The 16,261-nt window shown below is 43.7% G+C and carries 10 protein-coding genes and 1 tRNA gene; 2 read left to right on the top strand and 9 right to left on the bottom strand.

Annotation, left to right across the window (positions count from 1 at the left end):
• Positions 1 to 186: 186 nt before the first annotated feature.
• Entirely contained in the window at positions 187 to 1,095 is a 909-nt protein-coding gene (locus tag CXIVA_RS08185; protein WP_013977541.1) for a LysR family transcriptional regulator, read from the top strand.
• Positions 1,096 to 1,180: 85 nt separating this feature from the next.
• On the opposite strand, the gene CXIVA_RS08180 is transcribed toward CXIVA_RS08185, so the two are convergent.
• Both CXIVA_RS08180 and CXIVA_RS08175 read right to left on the bottom strand, forming a co-directional pair.
• Positions 1,181 to 1,253 (bottom strand) — tRNA-Gly (locus CXIVA_RS08180).
• A 148-nt stretch (positions 1,254 to 1,401) separates the two neighbouring features.
• Positions 1,402 to 5,040, bottom strand: a complete 3,639-nt coding sequence (locus CXIVA_RS08175) for a hemoblobin-interacting domain-containing protein (protein ID WP_013977540.1) — start codon at positions 5,038 to 5,040, stop codon at positions 1,402 to 1,404.
• A 183-nt stretch (positions 5,041 to 5,223) separates the two neighbouring features.
• Here CXIVA_RS08175 and CXIVA_RS13460 point away from each other — a divergent pair, with 183 nt between their 5' ends.
• Positions 5,224 to 5,769: an AraC family transcriptional regulator gene (locus CXIVA_RS13460; protein ID WP_013977539.1), complete on the top strand. Its 546-nt coding sequence runs from the start codon at positions 5,224 to 5,226 to the stop codon at positions 5,767 to 5,769.
• Between the two features lie 214 nt (positions 5,770 to 5,983).
• On the opposite strand, the gene CXIVA_RS08165 is transcribed toward CXIVA_RS13460, so the two are convergent.
• From CXIVA_RS08165 to aldA, 7 genes are all read right to left on the bottom strand, one after another.
• Positions 5,984 to 6,862, bottom strand: a complete 879-nt coding sequence (locus CXIVA_RS08165; protein ID WP_013977538.1) for a hypothetical protein — start codon at positions 6,860 to 6,862, stop codon at positions 5,984 to 5,986.
• A 541-nt stretch (positions 6,863 to 7,403) separates the two neighbouring features.
• Positions 7,404 to 7,631, bottom strand: a complete 228-nt coding sequence (locus tag CXIVA_RS08160; protein WP_013977537.1) for a YgiT-type zinc finger protein — start codon at positions 7,629 to 7,631, stop codon at positions 7,404 to 7,406.
• Between the two features lie 17 nt (positions 7,632 to 7,648).
• Positions 7,649 to 7,957, bottom strand: coding sequence for a DUF4258 domain-containing protein (locus CXIVA_RS08155; protein ID WP_013977536.1), 309 nt, complete (start codon positions 7,955 to 7,957; stop codon positions 7,649 to 7,651).
• 508 nt (positions 7,958 to 8,465) lie between these two features.
• A complete protein-coding gene (locus CXIVA_RS13455; RefSeq protein ID WP_158309835.1) occupies positions 8,466 to 9,011 on the bottom strand; it encodes a CocE/NonD family hydrolase in 546 nt (181 codons plus the stop codon).
• Positions 9,012 to 9,630: 619 nt separating this feature from the next.
• Positions 9,631 to 12,579, bottom strand: coding sequence for a DEAD/DEAH box helicase family protein (locus tag CXIVA_RS08140; protein ID WP_013977533.1), 2,949 nt, complete (start codon positions 12,577 to 12,579; stop codon positions 9,631 to 9,633).
• Between the two features lie 17 nt (positions 12,580 to 12,596).
• Positions 12,597 to 13,976 carry an RNA-binding domain-containing protein gene (locus CXIVA_RS08135; protein ID WP_013977532.1) on the bottom strand — a complete coding sequence of 460 codons (1,380 nt, stop codon included), beginning with the start codon at positions 13,974 to 13,976 and terminating at the stop codon, positions 12,597 to 12,599.
• Positions 13,977 to 14,780: 804 nt separating this feature from the next.
• Positions 14,781 to 16,226: an aldehyde dehydrogenase gene (gene aldA, locus CXIVA_RS08130; protein WP_013977531.1), complete on the bottom strand. Its 1,446-nt coding sequence runs from the start codon at positions 16,224 to 16,226 to the stop codon at positions 14,781 to 14,783.
• Between the last annotated feature and the right edge of the window lie 35 nt (positions 16,227 to 16,261).

Below are 16,261 nucleotides of genomic sequence, written 5' to 3'. Positions count from 1 at the left end.
GTCTTTGATGCTCCAGTTGATAAAAACGTAGCATGGAATCCGTAACAGTGGTTTTTCCCATACAGAAAAGCGTAGTTCCAAAATGGAACCACGCCATAATCTTTTTTTAGAATTTACAAAATGCCATTTCTGTGACATGATGATAAAGAATTCTTCAGCAATGGAAATCTCTATGGGGTTCATGATATGACGATTGAAATATTAAGAGAATTTGCCGATCTGGCATACACACTGAATTATCAGAAAACAGCGGAACGGATGTACATCAGCCATTCCACGCTTTCTAAGCACATTATGGCGCTGGAAAAAGAACTTGGGAACGTTACACTTTTTCACAGAAGCAAACATTCCGTTGAACTGACAGATCTCGGGAAAGCTTTTCTTACGAAGATTCAAAAGACGCTGGCAGACTATGACAGCGCCCTTTCTGTGATTCAAAAGGGAAAGGAAAACATTTCCGGCACGATCTGTATAGGCTTTCTGGATGCAGCTGTCAAAGATTTCCTGCCGCCGATTCTTGATGAGTACCGCAATATTTACCCGGAAATGAATGTAGAGCTGTTCAGCGGACAAGTCGGCGACCTTTTGGAAGCCTATGGAAACAACCAATCAGATCTTTCCATTACGCTCTTTTTCCCAAATGCTGTTCCGCCTTCTAGCGCTGCGATCCGAATTCTTACCGAGGAAAGCTTAAGTGTGGTATTTCCCAAGGGGCACCCATTGGAGAATAAAGAAAAAATATTTATTAATGATATTCTTCCATATCCGCTGGTCCTGCCAAGCAGACAGCAGTATGCGGACTATGCTGCCCTGATCGAAGATTATATCGAAAACGGACCGTTCCCGCCAAACGTCATTTGCGATTTTACACACGTAGACACAGCACTGATCATGACCGAAGCAAATATGGGCATTTCCATTCTGCCAACCAATATTTCCAGAAAGCAGACGGATCTCGTTTTCCGGGAAATCAATGACTTTCATCCCATTCTGGAACTCGTTGTTGTCTGGAACAAGCGGCGGATCAATCCGGGCACATTGGAATTTATCGAATTGCTCTGCGAAAGATTTCCGGAATACTATCAGAGCAATTAAAGAAAGCCCGCAAACCGCTGAAAACACTGGGTTTGCGAGCGATAGATAGAAAAAGGACCATCCTTCCGGATGATCCTTGATTTAGAGCGCGAGACGGGACTCGAACCCGCGGCCTCGACCTTGGCAAGGTCGCGCTCCACCAACTGAGCCACTCGCGCATGGAAAATATTTCCTTGTGTTTTGCACAAGAAATAATATACTGGATTCGAGAAGAATTGTCAACAGAAATTTTTTATTTTTTCTTAATAGACGGCAGAAGCATGCGGCGTCTGACTGCGCCGCATGCCCGCCAAGCCTCTTGGAAGCCTATAAAAGACTGCCATCTTCTCCGATTCGGATCGTCTTCGTTTGATAACCTTCTGCTTCCAGAACAATTGTGGCTTTACCGCCCTTCTTCAAACCGTCGCCTGCCGTTAACATCAGCAAATTGTCATTTCCGATGTTTCCCGTTCCGAATTTGTACTTATTTCCGCTGGCAGAACTGATATATTCATTTTCTCCTGCCGCATGGTATGTGATGCCGTTTACGGTAACGGCTTTCAGCTTTTTCGTCAGATAGCTGCGTGCCTCGTCATTATTCGCGCCAAAGTCAAGATAATACCAGTCGTTTGTCAGCCATCCGTCTCCTTGCTGTTTCACAAATGCTTTGGCTTCCGGTGCCTCGGCTTTTCCCTCAGATTTCTGATTCTCCGACGCAGCCAGTGTGCCATCTGCATGTAACACAAACGTCAGTGCCTGATACCCCCGGGCGCGAACAGTCACCTGCGTATCCCGATCCTTTGAAAACCCATCCCGGGTAAGCTCCAGAATCACCTGTTTTCCTCCATAAGCCGGATTTTCACAATCTGTTCCATAACTAGCCGCAGAGGATGAGGAAACTCCAAGCAGCGCCTTTTCATAATCTGTATCGCCCACGCGAACTGACCGGATGCTGTTTAAGAATTTTTCTGTGACGCCTTCTTCTCCCGCAAAGGCAATGCGATAAATCTTATTCTGCTCCGTTACCGATTTCACTTCCGGAGCCTTCTGTGCCTCCGGATCCTCCGCTGCTTCCTTCACGGCAATTGACACGCTCTTATCCCCGTACCATTCAGAGGACAGTGTCAGCTCATAATTTCCTTCCGCTTGAAAAAGCCCGGCTTTCAAAGTCAGTACGGTACCGCTGCTGTCTATTTCATACCAGTCATTTCCGGATGTGCCTGCCTGGGATTTCGTATGCACGTCCCGGGTCTTTTTTCCGTTCGAGAGTCTGACCTCCTTCAGATTTTTCAGGAAATCTCCCTTTGAGCCTTCGATACGGATTGACACATCCTGGCCAACCGACAGTTTATCTGCCGCGTCAACTCTCAGTTTTACATCTTCCAGATTTTTTTCACAGGGAATCTGAATCCGTGTGGTCTGATAGCCGTCTGCTTTCACCTCAAAGAAATTATCACTCTGTTTTTCTCCCTTTTTCAGCTGTAGCGCAGAGGCCGCTATCACTAATTTTCCATCTTTTACCTGAAATCCGCGGATCGGTTCATAACGGTCCTGCTCATACACGCCTGTAATTGCCTTCATATAATCGGAGTCCGATGATATAAGCACCGCATCTTCCCCTTCTTTTACCGCGCTGCCATTCGTAAGTGTAAGCACCGGCGCTTCTTTCCCTGCGTAATTATCCATAATATCACCGAGCATATTATCTTCCAGCACCATTTTGACCTGGGACGGCTTCTGATTTTTCTCCCCGTCTGCTGTTTTCGCATATTCCGCAAAGCTGAGATATCTGCCCGCATTCTGCGCATCGCTTACCGCATTGTAATACTCGGTCCAGTCATAAAACACCTTGCCGTCTTCCGCATAGGCATAGTCATAGATCACATCTTTCTGCCAGCGTTCCGCAATTGCCTTGGCACTGCTGTTATTTATCCCCAGATCATCCAGAATCAGGGCATTAGCCAAAAGGTCCCCGTCAAAAAGAATGTTTGCTGACACCATGGTGCCGCCGGAACTGCTACTTCCGGATCCGCCCGCAATACCGGTTGCGCCGCTGACCGTATCCACCTTCGCGCTGTACGTTTTCACAGCCTGGCTTCGTTTTCCTGCCGCAGCAGTCCCTGTTTTCTTCTGTCCTGCAGCAGCGGGATCCAGTCCTTCATCCACCACAAAGGTCTTGCTGCATGTTTTAAATCCTGCCGCTTTGATCGTAAGCGTATAAGTTCCCCGGTACAGTGTATGATTGGTTCCGGAAGCTCTTTCCGTGTCATTGTAAAGTACAAATAATCCGGTATTCCCATAATGGAACCAGTCATCGATATGCGTCAGCGCCCTTGTCTGTCCTGTCGGATCTTTCAGGGTCACTTCTTTTATGGATTCCCGGATTCCCTCGGTCATATCTTTGATATGAAAATGTATATTCTGGCCTGATACAATTTTCCCAGATTCCGAAATCAGGATGGACGGCGCTTTTTTATTTACCACATGGATCCGTGTCATTGCGCTTTTACTGCCTTTGGAACGTGTACGGATATAATATTCCCCATTGCTGCGGAAATTATCCTGCCCAACCGGAACGCGGATGACTCCCACCGGACTGCCATTGTGTTCTGCAATTCTCTTGCTGTAGGTCAAATGGCTGTTGAGCACTGTTTTCTGTTCACTGTCCGCCACCAGTTCCAGGGCTCCTTTTTCCGCAACTGCGTCAAACCAGGCCTTATCTTTCCCGGAAGAATAATTAAACATGATTTCAACGGTTCCGCTGCCGTCTTCCTGCAGTTCCGCATCTTCTGAATAACTCCGGATGCGCTCAGAATTTTCTGAAAGAGAAAAGGTGGTCTTTGCGGGACGACTGCGTACATTTCCTTCCTCATCATAATTCGTCAGGTAATAATCATAGACAGACACCGGTCCATGTGTCAGGAAAAAGGCCGGCGCAGTCTTTTTTACAACCTGCGGCGGTACCGGTTTTTTATTCTGACTCAGCGTAACCGTTTCACTCACATCAACGTCCGATTTACTCTGTACGGTCAGTTTCCCCGGATTCAGGCTGGTGATTTCCCATTTCACAATACTTCCGTCATCGGTAACCTTGGTGACCGCTTCACTGACATCTGTACCATCCACAAGAATCCGACTGTTGTCCAGACTGTACCCCTGATCAAAAGTTACAACAGCATACTGCGCCCACTTCATGTTCACGAGTCCCGTCTGTTTTTCCCTGACCAGTGATACCGTCGGTTTCTTCTTTTCCGCATCCTGGATTCGATCCGCCTTGTCAGCATTTATCCGAACTGCTGCCGAATAGTGTGAAAAAGCGGAGTAATTCTTTCCTGTCACAGCCCGAACCGCCGCCCGATAGATGCCGCTCTTTTTCAGCGGCTCTGTCGTCACCGTTTTCCCTTTTGTTACAGAAATCTTCTTTGCTTTTCCGTTTCCGCACTTCAGATATACCTGAATCTTCGCGTTTTTGGCGGCACCGGTACGCGAAATCTGTCTCCATGAAATTTTCAGCCGGTTTCCGCTGATTTTCTGCAGTTTTACACCGGACGGTCTTTTCAGAAATACAATTGTGTTCTTACTGTATACATACGGGGACCCTTTTCTTCCGGACACAGTTCTGACACGAACCCCATATGCGGTATTGTATTTCAGCGTTTTCGTTGTCAGCCCTGTTCCTGCTGTTGTTCCGATTTTCCTGTAGGGTCCGTTTCCGGTTTTCAGATATACCTGGACTTTCGCTTTTTTCACAGCCTGCGTCTTTTTCCAGGATACACGGATCTTATTTCCCTTTTTTCTGGTAACTGTCAGTTGTTCCGGCGATTTGACTGCTTTTTTTCCAGGCTGTGCAGCCTGCGCGGTTTCGGCGGCTCCTCCCACCGGCAGTCCAAACAACACTGCTCCGGCAAGCACAAAAGCAGCCGTCTGCTTTGCAGATCGCATCACCGTTTTGTTTTTCCTGTTCATTTTCTGCCCCTTTCGATTCCTCTCTATTGATTTTTTTCCTGATAGTATGCATAATATGAATTGAGTTATATATATTTAACTATCGTTAGCTATTATAAATTTGCCTAAAACAGCCCGTCAATAGAATCTCTGATTTTTGAACATAACAGCTGCTTTTTTACCCAAAACAGGAGGGGATAGAAATTGAGAGAAAATAAACAGCGCCTTTCCGGCGAAACATTAGACCGTCTCCTTTTTGAAATTCGAAATGAACCCGCTCCCGGCGGCGAAACAGAATTTCTTCAGCAAAAGAAAGCCGAACTGCTGCGTTTATCCGCTGTCCGTCTTTCTCCGGAACCGGTGAACCCCGGCAGCAAAAACAAATATTCTTCCGACTATACACAAATCGAGCAGACAGCCCGGATACTTCGTGACCGCCTGCATGAAAATCCTGATCTGAACACGCTGGCACGCATCGCCTGCATGAGTCCGTCCAAACTGAAATACACTTTTAAGGCGATTACCGGATACTCCATCGGACAGTATCGCAGACGGCTGCGCCTGGAAAAAAGCCTGCAGCTTCTCGCAGATCCGCACCTGTCCTTCGCCGAAATCGCCCGGCAGATCGGCTACCGCAAGCCCGGCAGCTTTTCTATATTTTTTGAAAAGGCCACCGGCATGCGTCCTGCAGAATACCGCAGCTATATAACCTCCCACACATCCGAAAAAGCAGATCCTCCACTTTTTTAACTTATCTTTGACTTTTACTCAGCAGGCTTTTCTCTTTTCACTGCCTGTTCCATTCTGCGTTCGTTCCTGCCTGCAGCCTTACATCCCCTTATTACAAACAAACAGACAGTCGGAATACCAACTGTCTGTCTGTTCGTCCTGTTAAATTTTCATATCAGCCATCGGCACCTCGTCAGCAGCGCTGTGACGCTGCCCATCCGATGCGGTGATGCGGTCATCCTGCCAGCATCATATTGGAAAACATCCCATTTCCCGGCTGTTCCCAGCCTACTGACTCCTGGTAGGCGTAATATTTTTTGTTTGTAATTCCCTTGATCCAGTAATTTTTGCCGCTGACTTCTGTACGATACCAGGTCTGCCGTCCGGAAAAGTGTACGGCATTGATCCGCACGGAATCACCGGGAACCAGCTGGCGGCTGCTCAGTTTCCCCGGTTTGGAGTAAAGTTTTATCGTGTTCTGTACTTTAAGATTGCTGTCTAAGTCACGGGATGACATGACGTAATTATGGTATACCTTATGTGTATACGCTGTTCGCCGAAAGGCACCGTTTTTATATGTATACGTTACACGGCAGGTATAATTCCCGATCGTAGGACTCATGACTGCCGCACGCATCGTCACCGTGTTTCCTTTTTTCCCGGTATAAACCGCATCTCCGGCATCACTTCCCTTGATGGAAACCACTTTGTACCCATTCAGCACGGAATGTAATTTTCCCTTTTTGTACTGCAGCACACGGCAGGCATGCCCGTCATTGTCCTGCTTTGCGTCAATGGCCAGAAAAACCTTTTTATTTTTCAAACGGAAGGCACTGACTTTCACTGACCAGCTGCAGCCAAATACCGGACTGCTGTATTTTTTCTTTCCATTGACGTAAACAGTCACGTCCTGATAACAGCCATTTATGTCCTTCCGGGCTTTCACCCGGATCGTGTCCTTCTTTCCGTTCCCTGTAATATCATAGGACTTGATGGTTTTGATCGTCTTCAAAGGCCTGCTTCCCGCGAACGCCTGTACCGGTACCGCCATCGATGCTGCCAGGATTCCGCTCAGTGCGACTGCCGCATATCTTGTCACGCCTTTTCTTTTCATGTTCAGTGTTCCCCTTTCTGGCTCCAGTTTGAACTACGGAAAAACTTTATATATTTATTATATTCCTGTCTTTGCCGATTGCAATTAAGCGTTCGTGAATCCTTCTTTACAAAAGCTTGAATATAGTTTTAATTCTTCGCAAAGCGGCTTTGAATTGTTTTAATTAAATTCGGCTGATGAATATAATTGCCGAATGAACTGACCAATTTTCTGCCGGACTGGCCGAAAATAAAGATATTCTACTTCGCCCCTGTCCGCATGGACCTTGGCGTTACCGAAGTCCGTGAAGGTGATAACGTATTTCTTTCGATATTGAAAAAACTGTCGTAGACATCATCTGCTGCAGGAACAGAATCGGCATTGAAGAAACAGATGCCGGCCTTTGAAAACACCGGCTTTGCAGATTAAAAAATAAAAAGGACCATCCTTTTGGATGATCCTTCATAGAGAGCGCGAGACGGGACTCGAAAACTCACCGTGTCCGCAAACCCAGAAAGGAAGCAGGTTTCCGAAGCACTATATACCCTGGATATCCTGTCTTCTATGCTACCTTTGCATAATCAATAACAGTTAATTCCTGCATGAGTTTTTTTACTGATTCTGTCAACTGTTCAATTTTCTTTACCACATCTCCTGTATAGAAAATATCATCACATTCATCACATTTATAACACGGAATATTTCTGATAACCAAAACTCCAAAACCTAATTCAATTGCTTCAGTTGTCGTATCTTTATATGCATCTTTTCCGCACTTCATACATTTCATAGTAGGTCTCCTCTCGACTAATTCCTTCTCGTTTTCCAGTCTGATTCCCATTTTTCAGGATTCGGTATATAAGCTGTAATCAGATATATCATTTCATCATCAATGCTTGCACATATGTGAATAATCCTATCATTAGACATACCCATTATCAAACAACTCGGAAACGGATGATCATCAGAATACTGTTCGATTATTTCTCCCGAATTTATTGTGCTGCAGATATCATCAATACTTATATTTCTTTCGGCAAAACGTCTTCTACTATGCTGAGTCAAAATTATATTCTCAGGATTGTTTAAAACTCGAAAATCGTTAATCGTATACATGGGACTTCCTTCACTTTGTTTTGATTTCATTATATCGTTGCATAATAGTATTTTCAACAATCACTTCAATACCTTTCTAATATCTTTCCGAGATACTCCTGATACTCTTTTACCACTTTCTCAGGTTTCGTAACCCGTCTATCTTATATGAGTATGCCGCTTTTTATACAGCAGAAGTAATGTAAGTAGTCTGCTCATTCGTCCATTCCCATCCTTTACAGCCTTGGTTTTTAACCCGCCGGCATCTGAACCTGCTCCCGGTTCGGTCAGAGCAAATCCGCCAAGCTTTCCTTCTGCCGCCTGTGGAAGATACAATCCTTTCTGCTCCCTCAATTCCTTTTCGCATGTTGATATCGGTAGACAAATAATGTACATCCAGGATCTCTGCTGTAGAGGCGCAGGCCTGTGCCTCTTCCATAACCGTCAACGCTTTGGCTATTTCATCACTTTCTGGATCGCCAACTGGTCTTCTGTGAATTGAAACATATTGTCTCCTTTCCTATGACATCTAGAATTTAATTGCATTCTCTCCAGTCTTAACTTCTGCATGCTCGCTCGGTTTCTGAGGTGTTGTACACGACAGATCTGCACGATCCTTTTCAACCGGAGCGCTGACACTCACCGCACCGGCAGCTGTGAGCACATAATCAAAACCGGAAATCGATGAACGGAACGGGAAATCTTTTACTTCAATCCACTTCCGTTTCCTATCGGCCGGAATGATCGGCTGTTCGATAAAGGACGGATGTTCTGCGTCATGGTAAATTGTCTGTGCCGCTGTCACATAATCCTCCAGCTTTGCTTTGTTTAAATCGATAAATACATTTGGATTAATGTCGAAGTTCATCGCATCAGAACTGCAAACCTCTACCCGGATCCGATGACCCTTTTTGAACGTGCAGCTTGTTGCATGCAATTCAATCTGATACTCATTGATCTCACCAGGAGTCAGTGGCATAGGAATATTCCTGCCATTCTTAAGATATCTACCACGTCGGCCTCCGGTTAAAAGGTTGTAGCAGTTTCCATCTGGACATACATCCACGAGCTTCATAAAGAAATTAATCCTCATCAATAAAAGAAGCTGGCGGGGTAAATCCCCGCCAGCCGGTGGGCCAAAGACCTTTCGGTCAGCCCAAATCTAACTCTATAATAACCTATCCAAAATTTGAGTCAATATGATTTCATAAAATTACTGACTCACTCTTCAGCACCTTTTCCTTCACATATTCCTTTGAAATTACTGATTTATACTAAAAATCTACCTTCATGTATTCTGATTCCCTTATACCTTCAGGCCAGAAAGAAATCTTTTTATTCTTTAAAAAGGCATTCATCTTTTCTCACTTTCTGAAGTCGTTCAACCCCGCATAAACACTGGGTTTTCGCCATATTAACCACAGGAACGAGACAGGCCCGTTTCCCGTATATATATTCTGCCATTGTTTTTTACCTGATTTTCCATCATTTCTCAAACACGGCAAAAGCCCGCAAACCGTTGAAAATACTAGCTTTGCGGGCTCTGAGCACAAAAAAGGACCATCCTTTTGGATGATCCTTCATAGAGAGCGCGAGACGGGACTCGAATACCCCCCCTCGTCTGAAACGCAGAAAGGAAGCGGGTTTCAGGATACTCATTCTTCAGGGGACCCAATTGGGGACCCAAGCTTTTTCTATGACAACACCATTTCCGACATCTCAAGCAACTCAGATGCTGCCTGTTCATTTTCCACACGGATAAGATTATCCCAAGCATCCGCTTTTCCAAGAAGATTTATCCCTCCATGCCAGACAACCCGATTATCAATCACTGCATAGTGTTCACTTTCCTCTTCTGTCATCCTAACAATGATTCCATTTTTTCGCAATTCATCAATAAGGATATTTAATTCTATCACGTCATCGTATCCGGCACTATCCGGATCTAAAGTAATCACTGTAACAGAAACACCCGCCTCCTGCCTTGGTTTCGCCAGGGCAATAAAGCGCTCCACTTTATTTCGCCGTAATCCGGGACTGGCAATTACAATTTCTGTATTAGCGTATGCCAAATCTCTTTCGAATGTTTGTGAATAATCGCGTCTATCATAAATAGCATTTACTTGTAATATTTGTTTTGCTGATTCTGACAATATCTTATATCCAAGTTTTCTATATGCCGCCAGCCGACTTTTATATTGTCGATCAAAGAATCCAATATGCGTGTCAACATAATCATATACCAAGACATCCTGTTTCCCGGAATAAACGCGATTCAACCTTCCGACATATTGGACCAACCTGCCCTCAAATTTAACTGGTGCAGCCAACATTAATGTATCTAATCTCGGGAAATTAAAACCTTCCCCTATCTTCTGACCAGTCGCAATCAGAATCAATGTCTCTGATTGTGGCACTGATAACATTTTATTTTTTATTTCCTGATTTTGTTTCTCTGTTTGGCCACCATAAATCAGAAAAACATGATCTGCTTTCCCGTTTAATTGTTTTGCTAGTGTTTCTGCATGACGTTTTAGTTTCGTGAGTATCACCGGTGTTCTGCCATCTGCAATTGCATTTTCCGTATCCCTAATAATCTGCTCATTACGAATAGCACTATCCGCAATCAAACCATCTGCCTTATGGATATCCAGGTGTTCGCCGGAAATGTTGACAACTCTTGTAAATCGAGGGATCACATATCTATCCAATCCTTGCTCATCAGCTTGTTCTCGCGCCGTATACTTATGTCTCACCGGTCCCAAAAGCATAAAAATGATATCATCCAGTCGATCACTTCTATTTGGGGTAGCAGAAAGTCCATAAACATATTTTGCTCGAATCCTCTGCATGAGTGCTTTTCCCTGGGCCGATGCAATATGGTGACATTCGTCTATCAAAACCATGCCATAGGAATCTATATTTTCAAAAAAAACTCCTTTATGATATGCAGAGCCGATCAATGCAAAATCTATGATCCCGGTCGTCTTATCCTGACCAGCTTTTAATGTTCCGATCACACTATCTCTGCATTTTTTCCTTCCTGTCTTTGTGTAATACACAGGAGGTTTTTCATCAATATCGAGAAACTTTTCAAATTCACTGATCCATTGCGGAATCAGATCCGTTTTATCAAGAAGAATGAGCGTATTGACCTTATGCCTCGATATTAAATACGCAGCCAGAACGGTTTTGCCAAATGCCGTCGGTGCACTGAGCACCCCATTTTCATAGCGTTCTAATTTTGCCGCAGCAAACTCCTGCTGTTCTCTGAGTTCTCCTTTAAAATGTACACGGATTGGTTCCCCGTAATGTCTCTTGTCAATAATCTCACAGCGTATATTGCTATCTGTTGCTTTATCAATAATCTTATCTAATAAACCACGCGGTATTTTAATATAACCATTTGTTTCAGCCCACAAAGATATTGTACGCAAATTGTAATAATTAGATCGCCCAATCGCTTTGTTTTTATAAAACTCAGGATTGTCGATCGTTGCCAGTCCTTTCAACTGATTTTGAAGACGCGGGAGCAGATTCAAGGTGTCCACATATACCCCATTATCCAGTACAATATGGAGTTCTCCTACGACATCATTTGCATGAAATCCTTCTTCATTTCTCCAAGGTCTGATTTGACGATTGTTTCTCCCATATTTCGTTGAACTCAGTTCTATTGGTGACTCCATGCCCCGCTTATTCAAAAAACTCATTAATTCTTCTGCAGACAACTTCTTGACCGATCGAAGCCGCTTCCATTGATCAGGATATGCATTCCAGGCATGGTCAACAAACGCACTGTTTCCTTGTTTTAATGCTCTTCCCTGCAATGGTAATGCCACAAGATTTCCAAGCTTACTTAATACATCCTGTGACGGATACATCCGGTCATAATAACGAAATGATGGAAGGTTTATTGATGATGCACCGCAATCCAATAATGCATAACCAAATGCACGGGCGAGTGATGCCTGTACTGCTCCTTTGAAAAAAATCCATAAATGAGCACCTCTGCCAGACCTTGATCGTTCGACAAGTATATCGATATTATTTATCTCGCATATTCGGCGCAGAGCATCTACTTCACTTTTCCACAACTCATCCGAATTGGCATCATCATTCTTATACGCACCTTTATCATGATTATCAAAATCAAAAACAAGGAAACGACATGTATTATCCGGAAACAGAGGATAAACACCCAGAACATCCGAACAATCTTCCTTTCTACCCTGTAGGTGATACATAATCATCCAAGGTTCTAACCGTTTCCATTCCTTATACTGGCAGTCTTCATCACAAAAAACTTTTGCATCTCTTGCCTTCGGGCATAAAGGATTATTCCATCTCGAGGCACATTGAGGGAAATATCCTCCGTTTTTTCCGCGCTTTGCATATACATCTGTACGTCCCCAGAAATAACTGTAAAACTCTTTTGCCATATCTTCCGTTGGACGAATCGGCAGAATACGCGCTCCCTGATCTTCATCATATTCGTCAGGAATTGGTTGCTCTTCCAAGATTTCCTGATCTTCGAAAGGTATCTGGTTTTGTTTAAGCAAAGCCTTTAAGCTTTCATTTTCCTGTTGCAGGTCACGAATAATTCTTCGAAGAGAATCAAGATTATGTTCATCAATACGCATAAAAACCCCTCAGTATCTTATAGTACCTTCCAGTAACCGTTTTTCCGTGAACCTATTCTTTCTATATATCCATTATTACGAAGGTATGCTATATTATTTTCAACTGTAGATTCCGTACACTCCAGGATCACCCTCAACTGTGCAATCGTAATATTGGGATTATTTCTCATTTCAGCAATAATTCGACTGCGTCTCTCATTCAAATTTCTTTTTTCCCCAATGTTATTCCCCAATACAAACTGGGGATTATGAATTCTCTTAAACGGAATCGTAACTACAATGGAGTTTTCTCTGAATGAGTAAGCATTCTTTCCATAGACTTCAACAATCTTTGGAACTCCTCTTCCTGATTTTTCACTAATATGCAATTGCAAGAATATTTCAGACAATTTTTCATTAACCGGTACAGATTCCCCCAGAAAAAAACCTTCCATAGTCTGTGCTGATGGTATGCTTCCTCTTGAAAGGATCTCAATTCGATTAGAAAAAACAGATATCATAGGCTCATTTCCCTCAACCCATTTATTGTGCAATACTGCATTAATAATTGCTTCACGGAAGGCATCATTATCAAATAATGGTATTTCTTTTCTTTCAACTACACGCCCTCGTTCATCTGCTTGAATTAGATTAAGTACATCTCCATAACGAAGTAATTCATCAAGACTATATAGCAAACAATTATTACCAAATTCTCTTACGGAAAACAATGGTGATGCTTTTGTTTCTCCATCAAAAATAGAAACACGAAGAGGAATATGGGAATCATCAGATAAAAGCTGGGCAAGCAAATTATATTCCCCCTCACTATTTTTAAGCCCCAGATTCTTAACAAACGTTTCCTTACTTAATACGATTCCTTTTGATCCATAATACCCAAACAATTTAGAAAATGTGAGTTCTTGATATTTTGAAGGAATTGTCTCAATCGTTTCCTCCCTCCCATCAAGAAGCTTAAACAGTTGAATCTCTCTTTTGGGATAATCCCGCAAGTTAACTTTCGATGAACCGATTCTAATATATCGTTTTTCTCTAAAAGCAGTAGGAATTTCTTTTGCTGCCGGAATAACAAGTACAACTACTCTCTTATCATCAATAAAGCTTTCTTCAAACGAAAAATTAATGCTTGGCGACAAATTCCTCGCCAGATAGTTCTGGTATGGTTCCTTATTGTACTCACCATACTGATTAAAATCAGTACCAACTATTTCATGTGTATCATTATTTATTCCCCATACAAAAAAAGCATTATTCCTATAATGAAAAGCGGCTGCATTTGACAATGCAGATACATATTCTCCTAAAGTCTCTGGCTGAAACCAGTTTTCTTTGAACTCAAACCATTCCTGTTCATCTTTATAACTACATAACTCTAAAACAATAGATTTAATATCCATAAAAACTCCTTTTTGCAATTTTATTCCCCATTTATGAAGTATATCATATAGGGAATAAATTGGGGAATAAATTAGGTAAATCCTAAAGTAGAATGTAGATTATATTTCAAACGGACCCAAGGGGCCCCGAACACATTCGCTTAGCGAACTACCGAAACCCGCATGAATACGGCGTTTCAATGGATAGTGTATTATCGCGAGACGGGTCCGATGCCCGCCCTCTGGTTTTTTCTTATTTTACTTGGGAAATCTTTTGTGAAGGATCAATCATAAAAAAGCCCGCAAACCATTGAAAACACTGGGTTTGCGGGCTTTAGACACAAAAAAGGACCATCCTTTCGGATGATCCTTGATTCAGAGCGCGAGACGGGACTCGAATACTCCCCCTCGTCTGAAACCCAGAAAGGAAGCGGGTTTCCGAAGCACCTTTCCTTAGGGCATTCAAAAGGGCACTCAAAATTCGAACACCTGTTCTATTTTACGTACATATGTTCGTTTTTATAGAACTTATATCACACATCCGGATTAAAGACTGACATATACCCTAAGGCAATCAAACTCTGTCACAAAGGCATTCAAGGGCATTCAATTTTTCATTTTCTCATCATCGCTCAAACCCGCATAAACACTGGCTTCGCGGCACCTGTAACATGTTATAACACGAGATGATTTGAAACATAAAAATGTAACTGGCAGAAACTTTTGTGGGAAGATTTTAGTGTCCGATACCAATGTGTCAGGGGCAGGTTACGACGACCTGCCCCTGGTGTTTTGCTATGCGCCTTCTGTGAATAATGATTCACACTACCTTCCCAGATTATAATCTACGTAACATACATGCGTCTCAAGGAATTCCTCTAATCCACGCTCTCCATCATCTCCACCAATACCAGACTGGCGCACACCCGCATGAAATCCCTGAAACGCCTCGAAATGCTCCCGGTTTACATAAGTTTCACCGAAATGGATCTCATTTAACGCCCGCATCATTGTGTCGGTATTCTGCGTGTAAATGGAGGATGTAAGACCGTAGTCACAATCATTGGCCAGTTCGATCACCTCATCAAGGGTCTTGAATGTGGTAACAGGCAGCGCCGGCCCGAAGATCTCTTCTCTCATGATTCTCATATCATGCCTGCAGTCTGTCAGGAGAGTTGGTTCGAAGAAGAAACCTTTTCCGTTTACACTTGTCTTGTGTCCGCCGCATACCAGAGTTGCGCCTTCTGCAATGGCACTCTGTACCAGCTCGTCAACATGCTCAACCTGTTTTGCATTGATCATCGGTCCGATATCGATACCGTCTTCGTATGGCATACCGTATTTTGCGTTTTTGATACGATCAGAAAGCTTTTGAATGAACTCTTCATAAACACCTTCCTGAACGTATACACGCTCTGCACAGTTGCATGCCTGGCCGCAGTTGATGAATCTGGAATTGAATACATGTTCAACGGTAGCATCCACATCACAGTCATCCATAACGATAACCGGAGCTTTTCCGCCTAATTCCAGCGATACTTTTGTGATATTGTCTGCAGCCGTTTTCATGATCTGTTTACCTGCTGCGGTGGAACCGGTCATGGAAACCATAGCTACTTTCCTGTTGCTTGCCAGCGCATTACCGACTTCAGATCCGGAGCCGGTGATAACATTGATCACGCCCTTCGGCAGAGAGCTCTTTTCTACCAGCTTTGCGAATTCGTAAGCACCGTTTGGCGTGTCGCTGGAAGGTTTTAACACAACCGTATCACCTGCGATCAGAGCCGGTGCGACTTTACGGCCGATCAAAAACAGCGGGAAGTTCCATGGCATGATACCTGCCACAACACCGATCGGCATCTTATAGAGAAAGATGTTCTCATTCGGGCGGTCACTCGGGATGATCTCTCCTTTGATATGACGTGCCATCGCTGCAAAATATGTAATATAGTCGGAAAGCCATCCTGCCTCATCATGAGACTGTCCCTTCAATTTGCCTACTTCTTCTGTATTGGTCTGCGCAAACAAGTCCTGATTCTCTCTTACCAGTGCTGCCAGCTCCATCAGATACTGTGCGCGCTGAATCGGCGGCACTTTCGCCCATTCCTTCTGCGCTTCGTATGCAGCGTCAACCGCTGCATCCACATCTGCTTTTGTTGCCTTTGGCACTTCAGAAATGACTTCTTCTGTAGCAGGATTCAGCACCTGAATCATTTCCCGATCGCCGTTTGGTACGAATTCTCCATTGATAAAAAGATTGTAAGTCTTCATGCTCTTCTCCTCTGAGAACACAAGGAACCGTCCCT

Origin of the sequence: Clostridium sp. SY8519 (assembly GCF_000270305.1) — a bacterium.
Taxonomy (GTDB): Bacteria; Bacillota; Clostridia; order Lachnospirales; family Lachnospiraceae; genus SY8519.
Note: the sequence above shows the minus strand (reverse complement) of the source record. Positions and strands in the feature narration are given on the sequence as shown.

Excerpts from the sequence above, each read along its gene's own strand:
- CXIVA_RS08185 (WP_013977541.1), top strand. The coding sequence starts at position 187 with ATGACGATTGAAATATTAAGAGAATTTGCCGATCTGGCATACACACTG.
- CXIVA_RS08175 (WP_013977540.1), bottom strand. The coding sequence starts at position 5,040 with ATGAACAGGAAAAACAAAACGGTGATGCGATCTGCAAAGCAGACGGCT.
- CXIVA_RS08165 (WP_013977538.1), bottom strand. The coding sequence starts at position 6,862 with ATGAAAAGAAAAGGCGTGACAAGATATGCGGCAGTCGCACTGAGCGGA.
- CXIVA_RS08160 (WP_013977537.1), bottom strand. The coding sequence starts at position 7,631 with ATGAAATGTATGAAGTGCGGAAAAGATGCATATAAAGATACGACAACT.
- CXIVA_RS08155 (WP_013977536.1), bottom strand. The coding sequence starts at position 7,957 with ATGTATACGATTAACGATTTTCGAGTTTTAAACAATCCTGAGAATATA.
- CXIVA_RS13455 (WP_158309835.1), bottom strand. The coding sequence starts at position 9,011 with ATGAAGCTCGTGGATGTATGTCCAGATGGAAACTGCTACAACCTTTTA.
- CXIVA_RS08140 (WP_013977533.1), bottom strand. The coding sequence starts at position 12,579 with ATGCGTATTGATGAACATAATCTTGATTCTCTTCGAAGAATTATTCGT.
- CXIVA_RS08135 (WP_013977532.1), bottom strand. The coding sequence starts at position 13,976 with ATGGATATTAAATCTATTGTTTTAGAGTTATGTAGTTATAAAGATGAA.
- aldA (WP_013977531.1), bottom strand. The coding sequence starts at position 16,226 with ATGAAGACTTACAATCTTTTTATCAATGGAGAATTCGTACCAAACGGC.